Annotated in this window: 1 protein-coding gene; it reads right to left on the bottom strand. The window is 73.4% G+C overall.

What is annotated here, in order from left to right:
- Nucleotides 1–85: 85 nt before the first annotated feature.
- A complete protein-coding gene (locus tag WA675_RS02915; protein WP_336081622.1) occupies nt 86–23,254 on the bottom strand; it encodes a non-ribosomal peptide synthase/polyketide synthase in 23,169 nt (7,722 codons plus the stop codon).
- Nucleotides 23,255–23,802: the final 548 nt, after the last annotated feature.

Genomic DNA, 23,802 nt, shown 5'->3' with positions numbered 1-23,802 from the left:
TCCCACCGGACGGCTGTACTGGCATGGTGTTTCTCGACCTCTCGACACGGGAGCCGGTGACGTGCGCGGATTCGGCCCCGCGATTCTATGCGCCCATCACCCCCGCGCGTGCGGCGGCCCTGGCCGGGTCACCGGGGTCGGCCTGGTCGAGCACCGCCGCGATGCGGGCCAGTGCCGGTTCGCCCGTCATCGCCCAGTGGGTGGCGTCGATGCCGTGCCGGTGCACGGTGCCGCCGATCGCGTCGGCCCAGCTCGCCGCGCCGCGCGCGCCGGTGGGGTCGTCGACGGTGGCGGCGAAGTACACCAGGTCACCGTCGAACCGGCGGGGCCGGTAGTCGTCGACCATCCGCATGGAGGCCGCGGCGGCGTCGACGATGCGGGTGACGCGGGCGCGGTCCAGTCCGGCGAGCGGGCCGCCGAGCGCGGCGGCGGCGTCCACCAGACCGTCGACGTCGAACGGCACGTCCTGCCCGGCGAACCCGCCGAGCAGGTCGCCGACGGTCGGCGCGGCGGTGCCGGTGGGGGCCTCGCCGAGCCAGCTGTCCATCATGGCCAGCCGCGCCACGGTCGCCCCGTCGGCCTGGAGCCGGGTGGCCACCGCGTGCGCGAGCAGACCGCCGAGCGACCAGCCGAGCAGGTGGTACGGCCCCTCGGGCTGCACCGACCGGATGGCGGCCACGTAGCGGTCGGCCCAGTCCTCGATGGTGGCGGGCAGCGGTTCGTCGGCGCCGAGCGCGGGCGACTGCAGGCCGTAGACGGGACGTTCGGGATCGAGGTGCCGGGTGATCCCCGCGAACGACCACGACACGCCACCGACCGGGTGGACGCAGAACAGCGGTGCCCGGCTGCCGCCGGTGCGCAGCGGCAGCAGCACCGCGAACGCGTCGTCGGCCGAATCCCGCTGTCCGGCCACCCGTTCGGCGATGACCGACGGGGTCGGTTCGGCGAAGAACCAGGCCACCGGGATCGCCACCCCGAGCGCCTCGCTCAGCCGTGCCGCGAGCTGGACCGCGGTCAGCGAGTTGCCGCCGAGGTCGAAGAAGTTGTCGTCCATGCCGATCCGGTCCAGGTCGAGGACCCGGGCGAAGGCGGCGGCGACGGCCTGCTCGGTGGCGGTGACCGGGGCCCGGTAGACCGCCTGGCGCAGGGCCGGGACGGGCAGGGCGGCGCGATCGAGCTTGCCGGAGGTGTTGACCGGGAACTCGTCGAGGGTGAGCACCACGGCGGGCACCAGGTAGCCGGGCAGTTCGGCGGCCAGCGCGGCGCGCAGGTCACCGGGATCGCGGTCCGCCTCGCGCGGCACCACGTACCCGACGAGCCGGTCGGCGCCGACTCCGGCGACCACGGTGGCCGCGGCCTGCGCGACACCGGGCTGCCGTTGCAGCGCCGCTTCCACTTCACCGAGCTCGAGGCGCTGACCGTTGAGCTTCACCTGCAGATCGGAGCGGCCGAGGTATTCCAGTGCGGCCGTGTCGTTCTCGCTCGTGCGCAGGCGTACGAGGTCACCGGTGCGGTACATCCGGGCGCCCGGCGCGCCGAACGGGTCGGGGACGAACCGTTCGGCGGTGAGCCCGGCGGCACCGAGATAGCCGTGGGCGAGCTGCGCACCGCCGACGTACAGCTCGCCGGTGACTCCCGTGGGCACCGGTCGCAGCATGGCGTCCAGCACGTATAGCCCGGTGTGCCGGACCGGGGTGCCGATCGGCACGGTCACCGTGTCGTCCGCGCCGACCACATGGGCACTGACCTGGACGGCGGTTTCGGTGGGGCCGTACAGGTTCACCACGTCGGCGCCGGTGAGCGCGCGGACCCGCTGAGCCAGCGCGGCGGGCAGTTCCTCACCACCGGCGAAGACGCGTCGCAGCGAATTCTGCCGCAGCGCACCGCGTTCCACCTCGGCGGCGTAGGCGGCCAGCAGAGTCGGCGCGAATTGCACGGTGTCGATGCCGTATTCGGCGATGAGCGCGGCCAGGTAGGCCGGGTCGCCGTGGCCGCCGGGGCGGGCGATCACCGTGCAGGCGCCGAGGCGCTGGGGCAGCAGCAGTTCCCAGATCGAGGCGTCGAAGGTGACCGGGGTCTTGTGCAGCACGGTGTCCCCGGCGGTGAAGCCGAAGCGGTCGGCCAGCCAGTCGAGCTGGGTGCCGATCGCCCGGTGCGGCACCCCGACCCCCTTGGGCAGGCCGGTCGAGCCGGAGGTGAAGATGACGTAGGCGGTGTGGTCGGGCAGCAGCGGCTGGGCCCGTTCGGCATCGGTGAGCGGGCCGTCCGGGTAGGCGCCGAGCTCGGCGGTGTCCAGCTCGACGGTGTCGAGGCCGCCGGGCAGCGCGCCCCGGTCCGCGCGGGTGGTGAGCACGCAGGCGGGCTGGGCGATCCGCAGGATCCGGGCGATCCGCTCGGCCGGATGATCCGGGTCGACCGGCACATAGGTGCCACCGGCGGCGAGCACCGCGTACACCCCGACCAGCAGATCCGCCGACCGCCGCACCGCCACCGCCACGGCGGTGTCCGGGCCGACACCGTGCGTGATGAGGTGCCGGGCCAGCCGGTGCACCCTGGCCGCGAACTCGGCGTAGGTGAGCCAGGTGTCGCCGTCGACGATCGCGATGGCCTCCGGGGTGGCGGCGGCCTGCCGGGCGAAGACGTCGGGCAGGACCTCGACCGGGTCCGGTGCCGTGGCGGCCGACCAGGCGCCGAACAGCGCGCGGTCGGCGTCGGTGCGCAGGTCGACGGCGCCGACGGCGGTGCCGGGGTCCGTGGTGACCGCGTCCAGGATCCGCACGTAGCCCTGGGCGAGGCGCCGCGCGGTGGCGGCGTCGAACAGGTCGGTGGCGTAGGTGAGGCTCAGCGAGCAGCCGCCGTCGGCGGTGCCTGCGAGGACCAGGTCCAGGTCGAAGCGGGCGACGGCGGCCGGGATGTCCAGGCCGGTCACGGTGAGCTCGGGCAGGACCACGTCCGCGGGGGCGGCGTCGAGGTTCTGGAAGGCGAGCATCACCTGGAACAGCGGGCTGTGCGCGGTCGAGCGGACCGGGTCGAGCACGTCGACGAGCCGTTCGAAGGGCACGTCGGCGTGCTCGAAGGCGTCCAGGTCGACGCGGCGGGCGCGCCGCAGCAGGGCCAGGAACGAGTCGGCCGGGTCGACGGCGGTGCGCAGCACCAGCGTATTGACGAACATGCCGACCAGCGCGTCGAGCGCGCGCTCGCCGCGACCGGCCACCGGCGTGCCGACGGCGATGTCGTCGCTGCCGCTGAACCGCGCGAGCAGCGCGGCCAGGGCCGCGTGGGCGACCATGAACTCGCTGGCCTCGGCCGTGCGGGCCAGTTGACCGACGCGCTGCCAGATCCGCGCCGGGATGACGATGTCCACGCTCGCGCCGCGCTGGGAGGCGACCGCGGGGCGCGGCCGGTCGGTGGGCAGGTCGAGCAGGCCGGGCAGCCCGGCCAGTTCGCTGCGCCAGAAGCGCATCTGGCGGGCGGCGAGCGAGCCGGTGTCGTCCTCGCTGCCGAGCACCGCGCGCTGCCACAGCGTGTAGTCGGCGTACTGCACCGGCAGTGGCGTCCAGCCGGGGTCGGCGCCCGCGCGGCGCGCGAGGTAGGCGGCGGTGGTGTCGCGCAGCAGCGGTCCGGCGGAGAAGCCGTCGGCGCTGATGTGGTGCACGACCACCACCAGCACCACCTCGTCGGGCGCGACCTTCAGCACCCGCACGCGCACCGGCGGGGCGGCGGTGACGTCGAAGCCGCGGCCGATCTCGGCGGCCACGATGGCGGGGACCGCGATGGCGTCGACGGTTTCCACCACCGGCGCTGGCACGAATTCCCACACCGCCTGGTGCCCGATGCCGTCAATCGCCGGGTAGGCGGTGCGCAGCACTTCGTGGCGGTCGAGCACATCGGTGACGGCGGCGGCCAGGGCGGCGGCGTCGACGTCGCCGGTGAGCCGCACCGCGATCGGGATGTTGTAGGCGGCCGAGTCCGGGTCGAGGCGGTTGAGCAGCCACATCCGCTGCTGGGCGGCCGAGAGCGGGATCCGGTGCGGCCGTTCGCCCGCCACCAGGGCGAGTCCGGCGCCGGTGCCCGCCGTGCCCGCCAAGGCGGCGGCCAGGCCCGCGACGGTGGTCGCCTCGAACAGCACGCGCACGGGCACCCGGGCCGCCAGCACCGCGCCGAGGCGGGCGGCGACGCGGGTGGCGATCAGCGAGTTGCCGCCGAGCTCGAAGAAGTCGTCGTCGAGACCGATCTCGGTGCGCCCGAGCACCTCACCGAACACCTCGGCCACCGCGCGCTGCACCGGGGTGACCGGGGCGCGGAACGGCCTGGCCACGAATTCCGGGGCGGGCAGGGCCTTGCGGTCGAGCTTGCCGGAGGTGTTGAGCGGGAACGCGTCGAGCACCACGATCACCGACGGCACCATGTACGACGGCAGGGCCGCCGCGACCGCGGTGCGCAGGCGCGCCGGGTCGGGTGCGGCGCCGGGCACCGGTACCGCGTAGCCGACGAGCCGGTCGCCGGTCTCGCTCGCGGAGACGACGGCCGCGGCCTGACTGATCTCGGGCAGCGCACCGAGCGCCGCCTCGATCTCGCCCAGTTCGATGCGCTGGCCACGGAATTTCACCTGGAAGTCGATCCGCGCCAGGTAGGTCAGCACGCCGTCGCGGGACCAGCGGACCAGGTCGCCGGTGCGGTACATCCGCTGCCCCGGCGCGCCGTACGGGTCGGCCACGAACCGGTCCGCCGAGAGGTCGGCGCGCCCGAGGTACCCGCGGGCCAGCTGTTCGCCCGCGAGGTACAGCTCACCCGCGACACCCGGCGCGACGGGCCGCAGCCGGTCGTCGAGGACGTAGACGCGGGTATTCCAGGCGGGCACGCCGATCGGCACCGTCGCCCCGGTCGCCCCGGCGGCGGGCCACGCGGTGACCGAGACCGCGGCCTCGGTCGGCCCGTACAGGTTGTGCACGGGCGCGGGCGTTTTCGCGCCGACGGCGGCCACGATCTCCGGGGTGAGCGCCTCACCGATGGCCAGCAGCAGCCGCAGGCTGTTCAGCTGCGCCGCCTCGGCCTGCGCGGCGAACACCGCCAGCATCGACGGCACGAAGTCGGCGACGGTGACGCGCTGGGCCGCGACCAGTTCGGCCAGATACAGCGGATCACGATGCCCGTCCGGCGTGGCCAGCACCAGCGTGGCACCGGCCGCGAGCGGGGCGAAGAAGCCCCACACCGACAGGTCGAACCCGGCGGCCGATTTCTGCAGGTACACATCGTCGTCACCGAGGCGGTACTGCTCGATCAGCCACGCGATCTGGTTACGGATGCCCGCATGGCTCATCGCCACACCCTTGGGCCTGCCGGTGGAGCCGGAGGTGAACAACACGTAGGCCAGGTTCGAATCCCGCAGCGGCGCACGGAGTTCGGCATCGGCGACCGGATGCGCGGGGTAACCCGTCGGATCGATGTCCTCGAGCGCGACGACGCGGGGGGCCGCCGTGCGCGGCACAGCACGCGCCCCGATCTCGTGCTCGCGCACCCCGGCCTCCGCACCGGAGCGCTCACCGGCGACACGCGTGACCTCACCCGTCACCGCGTAGGGCTGCTCCCCTGCCACCGCGGTCGGTGTGGTTGCCCCGAGCTCGTCGGCCTGGGCAGTGGTCGCGGGCATGGCGAATTCGTCGCGATGGGTGGTGAGTACCAGGTGTGGGCGGGCGGTGTCGAGGACCTGGGCGATGCGCTCGGACGGGTGGTCCGGATCGATCGGCACGTAGGCGCCGCCCGCGGTGAGCACCGCGTACATGGCGACCACGAGGTCGAGCGAGCGGCGCATGGCAAGCGCCACCAGGACGTCCGGGCCCACGCCGTCGGCGATCAGGTGGCGGGCGAGGCGGTTCACCCGGGTGTCGAAGGCCGCGTAGGTGAGGGCGGTGTCCTCGTAGACCAGGGCGGTCGCGTCCGGCCGCGCCTGGGCCTGGGCCCGGTAGGCCGTGAGCAGTGTCGCGGTGCGGTCGATCTCGTGGGTGGTGGCGTTCCACGCGGTGAGGACGCGGGTGCGTTCGGCGGGCTCGAGCACGTCGACCGCGTCGAGGGGCGCGTGCGGGTCGGCGGCCACGGCGGTGAGCAGCCGTTCCAGGCGGGCGCCGATGGCCGCGGCGGTGGCGGTGTCGAACACGTCGTGGGCGTAGGTGAGCACGCCGGTGACGCCCGCGGCCGCGCCGTCGGCGGTGTAGTCGTCGCTGACGATCAGGTGCAGGTCGAACTGGGACAGCTCGCTGTCGGTGTCGATCCCCGACACGGTGATGCCGGGCAGGGTCAGTTCGGCGCGCTCGAAGTTCTGGAAGGAGAACCCGACCTGGAACAGCGGGTGCCGCGCGGTCGAGCGGGCCGGGTCGAGGACCTCGACGAGCCGCTCGAACGGCACATCGGCGTGCGCGTAGACGGCGAGGTCGGTGGCCCGCTGCCGAATCAGCGACTGCCGGAACGACTCTCCGGCCGTCAGCCGGGTGCGGAACACCAGGGTATTGACGAACATGCCGATGAGGTCTTCGAGCGCGGCCTCCCCGCGCCCGGCGACCGGGGTGCCGACGGTGATGTCGGCGCTGCCGGAGAGCCTGCCGAGCAGGGCGGCGAAGGCGGTGTGCACCACCATGAACAGCGTGGCGCCCGCCTCCTTGGCGAGGGCGGACAGCCGGGCGTGGGTGGCGGCGTCGATGCGCACGGGCACGGTGCCACCGGCGAGGGTGCGCACCGCCGGGCGCGGCCGGTCCAACGGCAGCGCGAGTTCCTCGGGCAGCTCGGCGAGTTCGGTGCGCCAGAAGTCGAGTTGGCGGGCGGCGACCGACCCGGGATCGGGCTCCTCGCCCAGCACCGCGCGCTGCCACAGCGCGTAGTCGGCGTACTGCACCGGCAGCGGCGTCCACCGTGGCGCGGCCCCGTCGCGGCGGGCCAGGTAGGCGGTCATCAGGTCGCGCACCAGCGGCGACATGGACGACCCGTCGGCGCTGATGTGGTGCACGACCAGCGCCAGCACCGCCTCCTCGGCGGTGATCCGGTACAGCACCACCTGCCACGGCACCCCGGCCGTGACGTCGAAGGTGGTGGCGGCCAGCGCCGTCACGGCCGTGACGATCGCCTCGGCTGGGAGATCGCGGACCTGCAGTGCGACACCGGCTTCGGCGGCGGGCACGATGCGCTGCACCGGGCCGCCTGGGGTCTCCGGGTAGTAGGTGCGCAGCACTTCGTGCCGTTCGACGAGATCGGCCACGGCGGCCGCGAGCGCGTCGAGCTCGAGCGCACCGGTGAGCCGCACCGCGACCGGCACGTTGTACCCGGCCGAGTCCGGATCGAACCGGTTGAGGAACCACATGCGCTGCTGCGCGGGCGAGAGCGGAATCGCGGCGGGCCGCTCCCCCGCGACCAGCGCCACCCGCGCGGTCCCGCTCCCGGCGTCGAGCGCGGCGGCCAGCTCGGCCACCACCGGCGTCTCGAAGATCCGCGCCACCGGCACCTGCCGGTCCAGCGCGGCCCCGAGCCGGGCCGCGACCCGGGTGGCGACGAGCGAATTGCCACCGAGGTCGAAGAAGTCGTCATCGGCGCCGACGGTCTCGACCCCGAGCACTTCGGCGACCACACCCGCCACGAGCACTTCGGTGGGCGTCGACGGCGCCCGGAACTCCCGGGCCACCATCTCCGGCGCGGGCAGTGCCCGGCGGTCGAGCTTGCCGGAGGCGTTCACCGGCAGCTCGTCGAGCACAACGAACGAGCCGGGCACCATGTAGGCCGGAAGCGCCTGCCGCAGCGCGGTTTTGACCTCGTCCAGGTCGATTCCGTTGGCGGGGACCAGGTAGGCGGTGAGGTAGTCGCCGGTGCCGTCGTCGCGCACGGTGACGACCGCGCGGTCCACGGCGTCCAGGCCGGTGAGGACGGCTTCGATCTCGCCGAGTTCGATGCGCAGGCCGCGCAGCTTCACCTGGAAGTCGGTGCGGCCCAGGTACTCCAGTTCGCCGGAGCGGGTGCGCACGACGAGGTCGCCGGTGCGGTACATGCGGTCACCGGGCTGCCCGTAAGGGTCGGCGACGAAGCGGTCGGCCGACAGATCCGGGCGGGCCAGGTAACCGCGGGCCAGCTGGACACCGGCCAGGTACAGCTCGCCGGGTGTGCCCACCGGGACCGGCCGCAGCCGGGCGTCGAGCACGTGCAGGGCGGTATTGGCGACGGGCGCGCCGATCGGCACGGTGACGGTGTCGGCGTCGGTGACCTCATGGAAGCTGACGTCGACCGCCGCCTCGGTGGGCCCGTACAGATTGTGCACGGCCACACCGGGAATCAGTGCCCGCAAGCGCTGGGCGTCGGCGGCGGGCAGCGCCTCACCGGACGCGAACACCTGGCGCAGCGAGACGCATTCCGCCGCACGCGGTTCGGCGAGAAAGGCCGCCAGCATGGACGGCACGAAGTGGGCGACATCGACACCGGTCCGGGTGATGACCTCGGCCAGGTACGCCGGATCGCGGTGCCCGTCGGGGCGGGCGAGCACCAGGGTGGCGCCGACCTGCAAGGGCCAGAACAGTTCCCACACCGACACGTCGAAGGTGATCGGCGTCTTCTGCAGCACGGTGCCCGTGGCGTCGAGCCGGTAGGCGTCCTGCATCCAGACCAGGCGGTTGACGATGGCGGTGTGCGCGACCGCGACACCCTTCGGCTTGCCGGTGGAGCCGGAGGTGAACAGCACGTAGGCCAGGTCGGCACCGCGCAGCGGCCGGGTCCGGTCGGCATCGGTGACGGGCGCGGCGTCGTAGCCGCGCAGGTCCAGCGCCGCCGGATCGACCGTGCGGGTCCCGGTCGCCGGGAAGTCCGCGGCGGCCAGCACGCAGACCGGTGCCGCGGTGGCGAGCACGTCGGCGATGCGGTCGGCGGGATGGTCGGGGTCCAGCGGCAGGTAGGCCGCGCCCGCGGCCTGCACCGCATAGAGGGCCACCAGCAGATCGATGCCGCGCCGCAGCCCGACGCCGACGATGGCCCCCGGACCGACCTGCTCGGCGATCAGCCAGCGGGCCAGGCGGGCGACGCGGTCGGCGAACTCGCCGTAGCTGATCCGCGTGCCCTCGAAGTCGAGGGCGATGGCGTCGGGGGTGCGGCGGGCCTGCTCGGCGAACAGCGACACCAGGGTCGCCGAGGTGTCGAGCGGGGCGGCGGTGTCGTTCCAGGCCGCCAGCTGGGCGGTCTCGGCGTCATCGAGCAGCGTGATCGCGCCGACGGGGGTGGTGTCGTCGGCGACGACGGCGGACAGCACCCGCACGAACCGCGCGCCGAGCGCGGCGACGGTGTCGGCGTCGAACAGGTCGGTGGCGTAGCGCAGCCAGCCGCGCATCCCGGGTTCGCCTGCCGCGCCGGTGATCTCGTTGACGGCCAGGGACAGGTCGAACTGGGTGGTCGCCGCGGGCAGGGCGAATTCGGCGATCCGCAGCCCGGGCAGGTCGATGGTGGTGTCCTCGCGGTGTTCGAAGGCGAGCATCACCTGCACGATCGGCGAGTACGCCGTGGACCGCACCGGATTCAGGTCGTCGACGAGCCGTTCGAAGGGCAGTTCGGCGTGCGCGAAGGCCCGCAGATCGGCCGCGCGCACCGTGGCGAGCAGCTCCGCGAAACCGGCACCGGCGTCGACGGGGGTCCGCAGCACCAGGGTGTTGACGAACATGCCGACCAGCTCGTCGAGCGCGGCGTCGGCCCGGCCCGCGACCGGCGTGCCGACCACGATGTCCGCGCCCGCGCCGTGCCGGGCGAGCAGCACCGCGAACGCCGCGTGCACCACCATGAAGGTGGACACCCCGTGCCTGCGCGCCAGCTCCTCGATCCCGGCCACGACCGCGCCGGGCACCTCGAACCCGACCGACCCACCGGCCCCGGACCGCAGCACCGGCCGCGGCCGATCGGTCGCCAGCGCCAGCACCGGTGCGAGCCCGGCCAATTCGTCGCGCCAGTGCGCCGACTGCCGCGCCAGCCGCGACGCCGGATCGGCCGGATCACCGAGCACCGCCCGCTGCCACAGCGTGAAGTCGGGATACTGCACCGGCAGCGGCGCCCACTGCGGCACCGCGCCCGCCGCCCGCGCGGCGTAGGCGGTGATCAGATCCCGGGCGAGCGGCGTGGTCGACACCCCATCGGCCGCGATGTGATGCACCGCGAGCACCAGCACATGCTCGTCCGCCGCCGAACTCCGCGGGGTGGACCCGGCTATGCCCGCGACCTGCGCGGAGCTGCCGACCGATGCCGTGCCGATCAGGTCCTCGCGGTCCATCGGGTTCCCGGTGGTGGCGCGGAACAGCGCCGCGCGCAGCGGGGGCTGGGTGGTCAGGTCGTACCCGGCGCCGACCACGGCGCGCACCGCGTCGGCCAGCTCGGCCTCCGGCAGATCGCGCACCACGGAATCGGGCCGGACCTGGTCGGCCGGGAGGACGACCTGGATCGGGCCTTCGGCGTCCTCCGGGAAGATCGTGCGCAGCGATTCGTGCCGTTCGAGCACATCGCCGAGCGCGGCCCACAGGGCGCCGGTGTCCAGGGCTCCGGTGAGGCGCAGGGCGATCGGCAGGGTGTAGACGGCCGAGTCGGGGTCGATACGGTTGAGCAGCCACAGACGGGTCTGGGCCAGCGACAACGGGATCCGGGCCGGGCGCGGCTCGGCCGCCACCAGGGCGGGCAGCCGCTCCTGCTGGGTTCCGGCGCGTTCGGCCAGGCCCGCGACGGTGGGCGCGTCGAAGACATCACGCACATCCAGCGCGCTGCCAAGGGCCGCGTTGGCGCGGGCGACCAGGCGCATGGCCAGCAGGGAGTTGCCGCCGACGGCGAAGAAGTCGTCGTCGGCGCCGATCCGGTCTACGCCGAGCAGGTCGGCGACCACCTCGGCCAGCGTGGTCTGCGCGCCCGGTCGCGGAGCGACGTAGGCGGTGGTGACCGACAGGTCGGGGGCGGGCAGGGCGGAACGGTCCAGCTTGCCCGCGGAGTTCAGCGGCACGGTGTCGAGCACGACCAGATGCGCGGGCACCATATACGCCGGGACGCGGCTCGCGACGTGGGCGCGCACCGCGGCGGGCTCCACATCACCGGCGACATAGGCGACCAGGCACTGACGTCCGGCGTCGTCGGTGGCGGGCAGCACGGTCGCGTGGGTGACGCCGGGCGCGTCACCGAGCGCGGTCTCGATCTCGCCGAGCTCGATCCGCAGACCGCGAATCTTCACCTGGAAGTCGTTGCGGCCCAGATAGATCAGCGCGCCCGCGCGGTCGCGGCGCACCAGGTCACCGGTCCGGTACATGCGGGTGCCCTCGGGACCGTACGGGTCGGCGACGAACCGGTCCGCGGTCAGTTCGGGCTTGCCCAGGTAGCCGCGCGCCAGCTGCGCGCCCGCCAGATACAGCTCGCCCGCGACCCCGGCGGCCACCGGATGCAGCCGCTCGTCGAGCACGTAGGCGCGCACATTCCAGCTGGGCCTGCCGATGGGCAGCTCGGTCTGCGCGACCGGGGCGGTGATCTGCTGGAAGGTGCTGGTGATGGTCACCTCGGTGGGCCCGTAGGTGTTGTGCAGTTCGCCGGGGATCGCGGCCAGCAGCGCGGCCGCCAGCGGCGCGGGCAGTTCCTCACCACCGGCGTGCAGCATCCGCAGCCCGCCCAGCGCGTCACCGAGGCCCTCGGCCAGCAGCGCGGCCAGCACCGAGGGCACGAACTCGGCGATGGTGACGCGCTGTTCGCGCAGCACCCGCGCCTGGTAGGCCAGATCGAGGTGGCCGCCCGGCCGCAGCAGCACCAGCGGCGCGCCGAGCAGGGCGGGGGCGAGCAGTTCCCAGATCGAGACGTCGAAGGTCAGCGGAGCGCGCTGCAGGAATCGGTCGGCGGCGGTCATCGCGTATTCGCCGCGCAGCCAGCACAATTCGTTCACCAGGGCACGGTGGGAGACCATCACGCCCTTCGGCGTGCCGGTCGACCCGGACGTGAACAGCACGTACGCCGGGTGTTCCGGACGCAGCGGCGCCAGGCGTTCGGCGTCGGTGACCGGGGTGCCGGGCACGGGCCGCTGGGTGGGGTCCTCGAACTGGGCGACGGTGAGCACCGGGAAGCCGGAGCGCGAGGCGGCCGCGAAATGCACCGAGGCCGTGGCGGATCGGATACCCGCGTCGACGTGGTCGAGATCGGTGGCCGACGCGGTCACCACCAGCCGGGGCGCGGCGGTCTCGAGCACGTGCCCGATGCGGTCGGCGGGCTGGGTGGGGTCGATCGGCACGTACACGCCACCGGCGGCGAGCACGCCGTGCAGCACCACGAGCAGGTCGATGCCGCGCGGAACGGCCACGGCCACCGGGGTTTCCGGGCCGACCCCGCAGGCGATGAGCCTGCGGGCGAACCGGTTGGCGCGGGCCGCGAGTGCGCCGTAGCCGATCTCGGCGCCCTCGAAGACCGCCGCCACCGCGTGCGGGTCGCGGGCGGCCGCGGCGTCGAGCAGGTGCGCGGCCAGCGGGGCGCGCACGCCGAGTTCGGCCAGGGCGTTATCGAGGGATTCGATGTCGCCGTGCGGGCCCGCGAGCAGGGCGGCGCGGGCGGTGTCGTCGTGCAGGGCGAGGTCGCCGACGGGGGTGGCGGGGTCGGCGACGGCCGCGCGCAGCACCCGCTCGAGCATCCCGACCAGGTCGGCGACGGTGCCCGCGTCGAACAGGTCGGTGGCGTAGCGCAGTTCGAGGTCGAGGCCGTCGGGGGTGCCGTCGGGGGCGAAGCGGTCGACGAAGGTGAAATCGAGGTCCACCTCGATGGGCGCGTCCGGCAGGCTCAGCCCCGACAGGGTGAGGCCGGGCAGTTCGAACGCGGTGCGGCGCTGGTTCTGCAGCGCCAGCGACACCTGGTACAGCGGTGAATAGCCTTGCGAGCGAGCCGGATTGAGCGCGTCGACCAGGCTCTCGAAGGGGACGTCGGCATGGTCGAAGGCGTCCAGATCACCGGCGCGGACCTCGTCGAGCAGGTCGCTGAAGCGGGCACCGGAGCGCACCTGGGCGCGCAGCACGAGCGTGTTGACGAACATGCCGACGATGTCGTCGAGTTCGCGATGGCCGCGCCCGGCGACCGGGGTGCCGACCACGATGTCGGCGCCCGCGGAGAGCCGGGCCAGCAGGACCGCGAGCCCGGCGTGCAGCACCATGAACGGGGTGGCGCGCTGGGCGCGGGCCAGCTCCTCGATGCCGCGGTGCAGATCGGCGTCCAGGGTGGCGGTGAGGGTCGCGCCGTGGTTGGACGCGATCAGCGGCCTGCGGCGGTCGGCGGGCAGGGTCAGCACGTCGGGCAGGCCCGCGAGGCGGTGGGTCCAGTAGTCGAGCTGACGGGCCAGCGGGGCATCCGGGTCGTCGGCGCTACCCAGGCCCGCCACCTGCCACAGCGCGTAGTCGGCGTAGTGCACAGCCGGCGCGGGCAGCCGCGGGGTGGTGCCCGCGGCGCGGGCGGCGTAGGCGGTGACCAGGTCGCGGGTCAGCGGGCCCATCGACCAGCCGTCGGCGGCGATGTGGTGCACCACCAGGACCAGCACGTGCTCGGCCGGGGCGACCCGCACCAGTACGGCCCGCACCGGCACCTCGGTGGTGATGTCGAAGCCACCGGCCAGCGCGGCGGCGACCGCGGCGGGCACGGCGTCGGCGGCGACCTCGGTGACGGGCAGCTCGGGCACGAACGGCGCGCCGACGAGCTGGGTGGCCTGCCCGTCGAATTCGGGATAGGTGGTGCGCAGGGTCTCGTGCCGGGCGATCAGGTCACCGAGCGCGCCCCGCAGCGCGGCGATATCGAGGTCGCCGCTCAGCCGCAGCGCCACCGGGATGTGGTAGGCCGCCGAATCCGGGTCGAACCGGTGCAGGAACCACATGCGCTGCTGCGCGGGCGAGAGCGGAATCCGTGGCGGCCGTGGCCCGGCCACCGGTCCCCGCCTGCTGCCGGTGCCGCGCAGGGCGTCCAGCCGCGCCGCGAGACCGCTGACGGTGCTCGCGTCGAACAGCTCACGCACCGGCACCCTGGCGTCGAGGGCGGTACCGAGCCGCGCGGCTACCTGGGTGGCCAGCAGCGAGTTTCCGCCGAGGGCGAAGAAGTCGTCGTCGGCACCGGCGCGCTCGAGGTCGAGGACCCCGGCGAAGGTGGCGGCGACGATCCGCTCGGTCGCGGTGGCGGGTTCGCGGTAGTCGCGGGTGCGGGTCTCGGGCGCGGGCAGGGCGCGACGGTCCAGCTTGCCGGAGCTGTTCACGGGCAGCTCGTCGAGGAAGACGTAGGCGCCGGGCACCATGTACGACGGCAGCACCGCGGCGACGGCGGCATCGAGATCGGCAACGGACGCCGCGGCCGAGCCGGTCCGGACGACGTAGGCGACGAGCTGGTCGGGGCGGCCTTCGTCCGAGCGCACCAGGACGGCGACGCGCCGCACGCCCGGCACGGTGCCGAGGGCGGCTTCGATCTCGGCGGGTTCGATGCGCAGGCCGCGCAGCTTCACCTGGAAGTCGGTGCGGCCCAGGTAGTGCAGGGCCGGGCCGTCGGGGCCGGTGTGCCAGGTGACCAGGTCGCCGGTGCGGTAGAGGCGTTCGCCGGTGCCGAACGGGTCGGCGACGAAACGCTCGGCGGTCAGGTCGGCGCGGCCGTGGTAGCCGTCGGCGAGCTGAGCGCCCGCCACATACAGCTCGCCGGGCACCCCCGCCGGAACGGGTCGCAGCCGCGCGTCGAGCACGTACACGCGGGTTCCGGCGACCGGCGTGCCGATCGGCACCGCCGCGCCCCGGTCGTCGCCCACCCGGTGGGTGGTGACCTGGATGGCGGTCTCGGTGGGACCGTACAGGTTGACCACCTCCGCGCCGGTGCTCGTGCGCACCCGGTGCGCCAGCTCGGCGGTCAGCGCCTCACCCCCGGCGAAGACCAGCCGCAGCGAATCGGCCTGGGCCGCAGCCGGTTCGGTGAGCACGGCGGCGAGCACCGACGGCACGTACTGGACCACGCTCACCCGGTGCCGCACCGTCGCCTCGGCGAGGTAGGCCGGATCGCGGTGCCCGTCGGCGGTGGCCAGCACCAGCCGGGCCCCGACCTGCACGGGCCACAGCAGTTCCCACACCGACGCGTCGAAGGTGAACGGCGTCTTCTGTAGCACCACATCCTGGGCGCCGAGGGTGAACTCGCGTTGCAACCATCGCAGCTGGTTCACCACCGCCTGGTGCGGCACCGCCACCCCCTTGGGCCGCCCGGTCGACCCGGAGGTGAACAGCACATACGCGAGGTGCTCGGGCCGCAACGGCCGGATCCGCTCGGCATCGGTCACCGGCTCCCCGGACAGCGCCGACAGCTCGAGCGTGTCGACCACGACCGAATTCGCCACCACCACACCGCTTCCGGCAGTGGTGAGCACACAGACCGGTGCCGTCTGTCCCAGCACATCCTCGATCCGCTCGACCGGATGATCCGGATCGACCGGCACATACGCGGCCCCGGCGGCCAGCACCGCGTGCACCGCCACCACCTGCTCGATCCCCCGCCGCATCGCCACGGCGACCAGCGCCCCCGGCCCGGCACCCCGGCCGATCAGATACCGCGCCAATCGCGCGACCCGTTCCCCGAATTCCGCATACGACAGCACGTCCGGGAACTCGGCCACGATGCCGCGGTCATGCGTGCCGTCCACCGTGGTTGCGAGCGCCGCCGCACCGGCCCGGTGCGCTGCGATCGTCGCGGCCGCCGCATCGCCCAGCCGCGCGAGCGGACCGGACGAAGCATCCACCACATCGACACCAGCGTCGGGCCCCACAGCGGCGGCGGCAGACGGCTCCAGGGGCGTGGTGGTGTGGGCGTCGGCGTGGTCGATGACGATCGCGATCGCGTCGGGGGTGGTACGGATCTGGTCGGCGAGCAGGTCGGGCAGGGTGGCGGTGGTGTCGAGGGTGGGGGTGGTGTTCCAGGTGGTCAGGAGGGTGGTGTGTTCGGTGGGGTCGAGGAGGTCGAGGTCGCCGATGGGGCGGGTGGGGTCGGTGAGGACGGCGGTGAGGAGGCGGTGCAGGCGGGCGGCGAAGCCCGCCACGGTGGTCGCGTCGAACAGGTCGGTGGCGTAGACGAAGGCGCCGGAAAGTCCTGCGGGGGCGCCGTGTTCGTCGCGGTGTTCGGTGAGGGACAGTTCGAGGTCGAACTTGGCGACACCGGTGGACAGGTCGACTTCGCCGAGGGTGAGGCCGGGCAGGGTGAGGGCGCGGGGGGTGTCCTCGTTGAGCGAGAGCATCACCTGGAACAGCGGGTTGCGCGCGGTGGAGCGGACCGGGTCGAGGACCTCGACGAGCCGCTCGAACGGGATGTCGGCGTGGCCGAAGGCGGCCAGATCGGTATCGCGCACCTGAGCGATCAGGTCGGTGAACGGCGTGGCCGGGGTGACCTCGGTGCGCAGCACGAGGGTGTTGACGAACATGCCGACGAGATCGTCGAGTTCGCGCTCACCCCGTCCGGAGACCGGGGTGCCGATGGCGATATCGGTGGTGGCCGAGAGCCGGGCCAGCAGCACGGCGAGCACCGCGTGGGCGGCCATGAACACCGTGACGCCATGGGCGCGCGCGAATTCCGCCAGGGCACGGTGGGTTTCGGCGTCGATAACCAGATCGTGCGCGGCACCCCGCCGCGAGGCGACGGCGGGCCGGGTGCGGTCGGCGGGCAGCTCGAGCTGCTCGGGGACCCCGGCGAGAGTGTCCCGCCAGTACGACAGTTGCGCGGCGGCCAGGGATTCCGGGTCGCTCGCGTCGCCCAGCACCGCGTGCTGCCAGACCGCGTAGTCGGCGTACTGCACCGCCAGCGGCGCCCAGCGCGGCACCGCACCGGCGGCGCGCGCCCCGTAGGCGGTGAGCACATCGCGGATCAGCGGCCCGAACGAGAAGCCGTCCGCCGCGATGTGATGCAGCACGATGACCAGCACGTACTCCGGCTCGTCGACCCGTACCTCGGCCGCGGCCCGCACAGCGACCCGCGACCCGCCCTCCGGATGCTCCACCGATTCTCCGGCGGGCTGGTCGAATTCGCCGGTATCCGTCACCGTCATGCCGCTCCGCCGCGAAGTCGCGGTACTGCGGGAAGGCGCGGACTCCGCCGCACCGATGCGGTGCCCGGTCGTCTCCGACGCTTCGGCTCGCAACGATTCCGTGACGACACGGATCAGCGCGGCGCGGATCGGGGCGTCGACGGTGAGGTCGAAGCCGGTCGCGGCGAAGGTGCGCACCGCGTCGGCGATGTCCCCGGCGGGAACGAGCCGCGGGAGGACCTCCGGGATCAGGCCGGTGGCGGCGAGGATCTCGGCGACCGCGTGGCCGTCCCGTTCCGGGTAGCGGGTGCGCAGCACCTCGTGCCGGTCCAGCACGTCGACGATGGCCTGCTGGAGGGCGGCGATGTCGAGAGTCCCGGTGAGCCGCACGGCCATCGGGATATTGTCGGTGGCCGATCCGGGATCGAAACGGTTGAGGAACCACAGGCGCTGCTGCGCGGGCGAGAGCGGCAGCGGGTCGGGCCGGACCCCGGCCACCAGCGCGGGCCCGGAACCGGTGCCGCGCACGGCGTCGGCGGCCGCGGCGAGGGTGCGGACGGCGCTGGTGTCGAAGAGCTGACGCACCGGGACGCGGATAGCGAGATCGGTGCCGATGCGCGCCATCAGGCGGGTGGCGAGCAGCGAATTGCCGCCCAGATCGAAGAAGTCGTCGTCGCGACCCACCCGCTCGACGCCCAAGACCTCGGCGAACGCGGCGGCGACCACCTGCTCGGCGGGCGTCTCCGGCGCCCGGTACACGGTGGCCTCGAACACCGGCGCGGGCAGGGCGGCGCGGTCGAGCTTGCCGACCGGCGTCAATGGCACGGCGTCCAGGGCCACGATCGCGGCGGGCACCATGTGCGCGGGCAGGTGCCCGGCGGTGTGCGCGGTCAGCGCCGCCGCGTCGACGGCGGCACCGGCCACGGGCACCACATACGACACCAGCAGCGTCGCGCCCGCTTCGGTGCGGTGCCCGATGGTCGCGGCGAAATCGACCGAGGGGTGCCGGGCGAGCACGGCGTCGATCTCCCCGAGCTCGATCCGGAAGCCGCGCACCTTCACCTGGAAGTCGTTGCGGCCCAGGTACTCCAGATCGAAGCACCCGTCGCGACGCACCCAGCGCACGGTGTCGCCGGTGCGGTACATCCGCTCGCCGGGCGCGCCGTAGGGGTTGGTGACGAAACGTCCCGCGGTCAGCGAGGGCCTGCGATGGTAGCCGCGCGCCAGCTGCGGACCGGCGATGTACAGCTCGCCGACCACTCCGGCGGGCACCGGCCGCAATCGTTCGTCGAGGACGAGTTCGGTGGTCCCCTCCACGGGCGCGCCGAGGGTGATCGGGGTGCCCGCGCCGAGCGGCTCACTGATATTGGTGACGATGGTGGTCTCGGTCGGGCCGTAGCCGTTGCGGAACACCAGCCCCGGGATCGCGGTCGTCCAGCGCGCCACCAGCTCCGGCGGGCAGGCCTCACCACCGACGACGATCACCCGCAGATCGTCGAGCCCGTCCGGGTTCACCGTCGCCAGCGCCGACGGCGTGATCACCACATGGGTCACCCGCTCGTCCCGCAGCAACGCGCCCAGCTCCGCCCCACCGAACACCCCGACGGGCGCGATCACCATGGTCGCGCCCTCGGTGACGGTCAGCAACAGCTCCGCCACGGAGATGTCGAACGACGGCGAGGCCACATGCAGCACACGCGCGTCGGCCGAGGCCAGATACCGCCCCGCCTGCACCGGCAGGTACGCCGCGACCGCACCGTGCGGAATCACCACGCCCTTGGGCAGACCGGTGGTGCCGGAGGTGTAGATGACATACGCCGGATCCCGCGAATCGAGTGCCCGCCGCGCCATGGTCCCCGCACGGGCGGCACCATTCGCCCGGTGATCGACGCCGCAGGCCCCGCCCCCGAGTCCATCCGCCACGACATCTGCGCCGGTCACGCCATCAAGCGTCGGGTCAACAGACACCACACCGTCGGCCGACACCCCGGGAGTCGGCGTAGCCACCGCAGCCGACCCAGCCCTCACCGCATCGCCAACTGGCGCACCTGGAGACGGCGTAACGATCGCAGCCGACCCAGCCGTCACCGCATCGCCAACTGGCGCACCTGGAGACGGCGTAACGATCGCAGCCGAGCCAACCGCCGACACATCGCCAACCGACGTACCAGGAGACGGCGTAACGATCGCAGCCGAGCCAACCGCCGACACATCGCCGACCGGCGTACCGGGAGACGGCGTCACCACGGCCGAGCCGGGTGTGACCGCGTCGTCCAGTAGCAGCCAGGGCACGGTGGGCGGCAGAGCCGGGTGGACCTCGGCGATCGTGATACCCGCTGCCGCACCGGAATCGGCGAGCATGTGGGTGATGCGGTCGGCCGGGTAGGTGGGGTCGACGGGCAGGAAACCGGCGCCGGACTTGATGACGGCCCAGACGGCGGTGATCGAGTCGGCCGAGCGCGGGATGCTCACGGCGACCAGATCGCCGGGGCCGATGCCCGCGGCGGTCAGGCGGGCGGCGAGGGCGGTGGAGGTGGTGTCGAGGTCGCCGTAGGTGCGGGTGCGGACGCCGTCGCGGAGTGCGATCGCGGTGGGGTCGGCGGCGGCGCGGGCCAGGACCTCGGGCAGGAGCGGGGCGGGGGTCGACGGGCCGCCGGTGCGGGTGGTGAGGTCGGCGAGTTCGGTGTCGATCAGCAGGGGCAGGTCGGCGACCGGGGTGTGCGGCGCGCGGGCCAGGGCGGCGAGCAGGCCGGTGAAGCGGCGCGTCATCCGGGTGACGGTCGGCTCGTCGAAAAGGTCGGTGGCGTAGGAGAACTCGCCGGACAGGCCGGTGGCGGACTCGCGCAGGGTCACCGAGAGGTCGAACTTCTCGACGTCGTAGGGCAGGTCGACGGCGGCGGCGCGCAGGCCGGGCAGCTCGAAGCTGGTGGGCGGCAGGTTCTGCAGCGACAGCGCGACCTGGAACAGCGGGTGCCGTCCGGCCGAGCGCGGCGGCGCGAGCACCTCGACGAGCCGTTCGAACGGCAGGGTCGTGTGCGCGAAGGCGGCCAGGTCGTCGGCACGCACCCGGGCGAGCAGGTCGGCGAACGACTCCCCCGGCTGGATCCGGGCCCGCAGCACGGCGGTATTGACGAACATGCCGACCACATCGTCGAGTTCGGCCGCGCCACGCCCGGCGACCGGGCTGCCGATCGCCACATCCGGATTCCCGGACAGGCGCGCGACGAGCACCGACAGCGCCGCGTGCAGCACCATGAACAGGGTCGCCCCCTGGTCGGCCGCGATCGCGTTCAGCGCCGCCACCAGGTCGGCGTCGAGCTCGACATCGACCCGGCCACCGCGCATCGACGCCGTCGCGGGACGCGGGCGGTCCGACGGCAGCCCCGCCTCGTCGGGCAGCCCGGCCAGGGCGGTCCGCCAGAAGGCGATCTCCCGTCCGGCCTGCGCGTTCTCGTCGTCCTCGGCGCCGAGCACCGCCCGCTGCCACAGCGTATAGTCGGCGTACTGCACGGCCAGCGGCGCCCACTCCGGCGCAGCACCGCCCGTGCGCGCCGAGTACGCGACCATGGTGTCGCGCACCAGCGGCCCGGCCGACCACCCGTCGGCGGCGATGTGGTGCACCACCAGCACGAGCACATGATCACCGTCGACCTCGAACAGCCGCGCCCGCACCGGCGGCGCCACCGTCACATCGAAGCCCCGCAGAATGACCGCCGCCAGCGCATCCGGAAGATCCGCCGCCACCACCCCGATGGGCTCCAGCAGCCCCGAAACAGTTTCCGCACCAGCGAACGACGACAGACCTGTCCCCTCGGAAAGACCCGCGGCCCCTCCACCAGCAGCGCCAGCAGCGAGCATCGTCGAACCTGACTCGGCGACAAGCAATTCCAGGGCCTCGGCCGGGGTCAGCACGTCCTGGGTGCCGACGCCGTCGACTTCCGGGTACACCGTGCGCAGCACCTCGTGCCGGGCGATCACATCGCCGACCGCCGCGCGCAGGGCGGGCAGGTCCAGCTCGCCGGAGAGGCGGACCGCGATCGGGATGTTGTAGGCGCCGGTGGCCGGATCGAACCGGTTCAGGAACCACATGCGCTGCTGCGCGGGCGAGAGCGGCAGTACCTCGGGGCGCGGGCCCGCGACCAGAGCGGGACGCGCGTCGGCCACCCCGCCGTCGATCAGCGCGGCCAGCACCGCGACGGTCGGGTTGTCGAAGAAGTCGCGCACATCCACGCGCACACCGGAACTCGCCTGCAGGCGCGCGATCGCGCGGGTGGCGATGAGGGAGTTGCCGCCGAGGCGGAAGAAGTCGTCGTCGAGGCCGACGGTCTCCGCGTCGAGCAGCTCGGCGAACAGCGCGGCGACGGCCTGTTCGGTCGCGGTGCGCGGGGCCCGGTACTCGGCCGCGGCCACCCGGAAATCCGGTTCCGGCAGGGCCTTGCGGTCCAGCTTGCCGCTGGCGTTGATCGGCATGACCGGCAGCTGCACCAGCAGCGCGGGCACCATGTACTCCGGCATCGACGCCTTGGCGTGCGCGGCCAGCTCGGCCTCGTCCAGCGGCTCGCCGTCGACGCTCACCACATAGCCGACCAGCGCCTCCCCGGCCGCGTGCCGGTGCAGCACCACCGCGGCATTGCCGACCCGTGGATGCGCGGCCAGCACCGCCTCGATCTCGCCGAGCTCGATCCGCAGGCCGCGCAGCTTCACCTGGAAGTCGGTGCGTCCCAGGTATTCCAGCTCGTCGCCGCCGGGCAGCTGCCGCACCAGGTCACCGGTGCGGTACATGCGCTCGCCGGGCGTCCCGTACGGATTGGCGACGAACCGGTCGGCGGTCAGACCCGGCCGCGCGACATAGCCGCGCGCGAGCTGGATACCGGACAGGTACAGTTCGCCCACCACCCCGGCGGGCACCTGGTCGAGGTTCTCGTCGAGCACCAGCAGACCGGTGTCGTCGGCCGGGCCACCGATCGGCACCGACACCTCGTCGGCCGCGGTGACCTCGTGCGCGGTGACGTCGACGGCCGCCTCGGTGGGCCCGTACAGGTTGTGCAGCGCCGTGCCGGACAGCTTGCGCAGCCGCGCGGCCGTCGCGGCGGGCAGCGCCTCGCCGGAGGCGAAGACCAGCCGCAGCGACGACAGGTCCACCGCGTCGCCGGATTCGGCCAGCTCACCCGCGAACGCCGCCAGCATGGACGGCACGAAGTGCGTCACGGTCACTCGCTGCTCGGCGATCAGCCCCGCCAAGTACGCGGGGTCACCGTGACGACCGGGCTCGGCCACCACCAGCGTGGCCCCGATCTGCAAGGGCCAGAACAGTTCCCACACCGACACGTCGAAGGTGTAGGGCGTCTTCTGCAGCACCACGTCGGCCTCGGTCATGCCGTAGCCGCGCTGGCGCCAGTCCAGGTTCGCCACGATGGCGCCGTGGGTCACCGCCACGCCCTTGGGCCTGCCGGTGGACCCCGAGGTGAAGATGACGTAGGCGGTATTGCCCGCCCGCGCCCCCCCGGTCACCTCGGCGGCCGGTGCGGTCCAGTCGAGGTCGTCGGTCCGCAGCACCGGCGCGCCGTTCAGGTCCGGTTCGTCGCAGGCGCGGGTCACCACCACGACCGGCCGCGCCACCTCCAGCACGTAGCGCAGGCGCTCGACCGGGTGATCCGGGTCCAGCGGCACGTACGCGCCACCCGCGCGCACGATGGCGTGCACCGCGACGATCAGCTCGACACCGCGCCGCATGGCCAGGCCGACCAGCGCCTCGGGTCCCACCCCGAGCGCCACCAGCCGGGCGGCCAGGACCCGCACCCGCGCGTCGAACTCGGCGTAGGTCAGCGTCTCGGCGCCGAACCGCACGGCGATCCGGTCCGGGGTGCGCGCCAGCTGGGCGGTGAAGCGATCGACCAGGGTCGGGGCGGCGGTAGAGGTGGGCTCGAGGCCCAGGGCGGTCATGGCGTCGGCGGCCAGGGTGTCCAGCAGCTGCCCGAAGGTTCCCTCGGCCGCGTCGACCACACCGGGGAACACCTCGGCGAGGACCACCTGCACCAGCGAGGCGGGGTCGAGGGCGCCGCCGGTGAGCTCGGCCATCAGTGTGAGCCGGCCGTCGAGATCGGCGTAGGACACCGTGGTGCCGTCGAACCCGACCGCGATCCGCGCCGGCTCCATCGCCGCGACCGTCGCCACCAGCGCTGCCAGCTGCTCGATTTCCGCGCGCGCCGGAGTGGGGTTGGTCATCGCACACTGCCTTCCATCTACCGGCCGCAGGTGACATCGCGCGACCGCACAAAAAACTCTCGGAACTCCCGGGTCTGCCGGGTGACGGGACGGGCGGCAGGCGGCCAACCTCGGGCACCCTGCCCGAAATCCGCCCACGCGGTCCGGCATTCAGGGCGATCGGCTATGACACGATCACCACATTCCGGCGCGCCGCCATGCAACCGGGCACCGGCTAGTCCGTCTCCGCCGTGCCCCACGATCCAGGGGTTGCATCCCTTGCAGCTATGACTCGGTTATCTCCCGACCTCCATCGTCAACCCCGACACCTGACACACGCGCCCGCGGACGAGAGGAAGCGTATTCGGTTCGATAATAAACCGGACCAGATTCAGTCAAAATCCTGGTCGGTAGGTTTCGTGGAGCGGCTCCGGGAGCGGGCCAGCAATCGGGCCGCATACGCCGACGGGACAGCCGTCACGGCGCCACCCCTCGGGGCGGCGCGACGACTGCCTGCGCGCGATCGCGCTGTGTCTGGCAACACTAGATGCCCCAACGTTGCATCACCG

Source organism: Nocardia sp. SSK8, assembly GCF_037034205.1.
Lineage (GTDB): Bacteria > Actinomycetota > Actinomycetes > Mycobacteriales > Mycobacteriaceae > Nocardia.
This window is presented reverse-complemented; position numbering and strand designations above follow the sequence as displayed.

Coding starts and splice junctions, on each gene's coding strand:
- WA675_RS02915 (WP_336081622.1), bottom strand. CDS start 23,254: ATGACCAACCCCACTCCGGCGCGCGCGGAAATCGAGCAGCTGGCAGCG.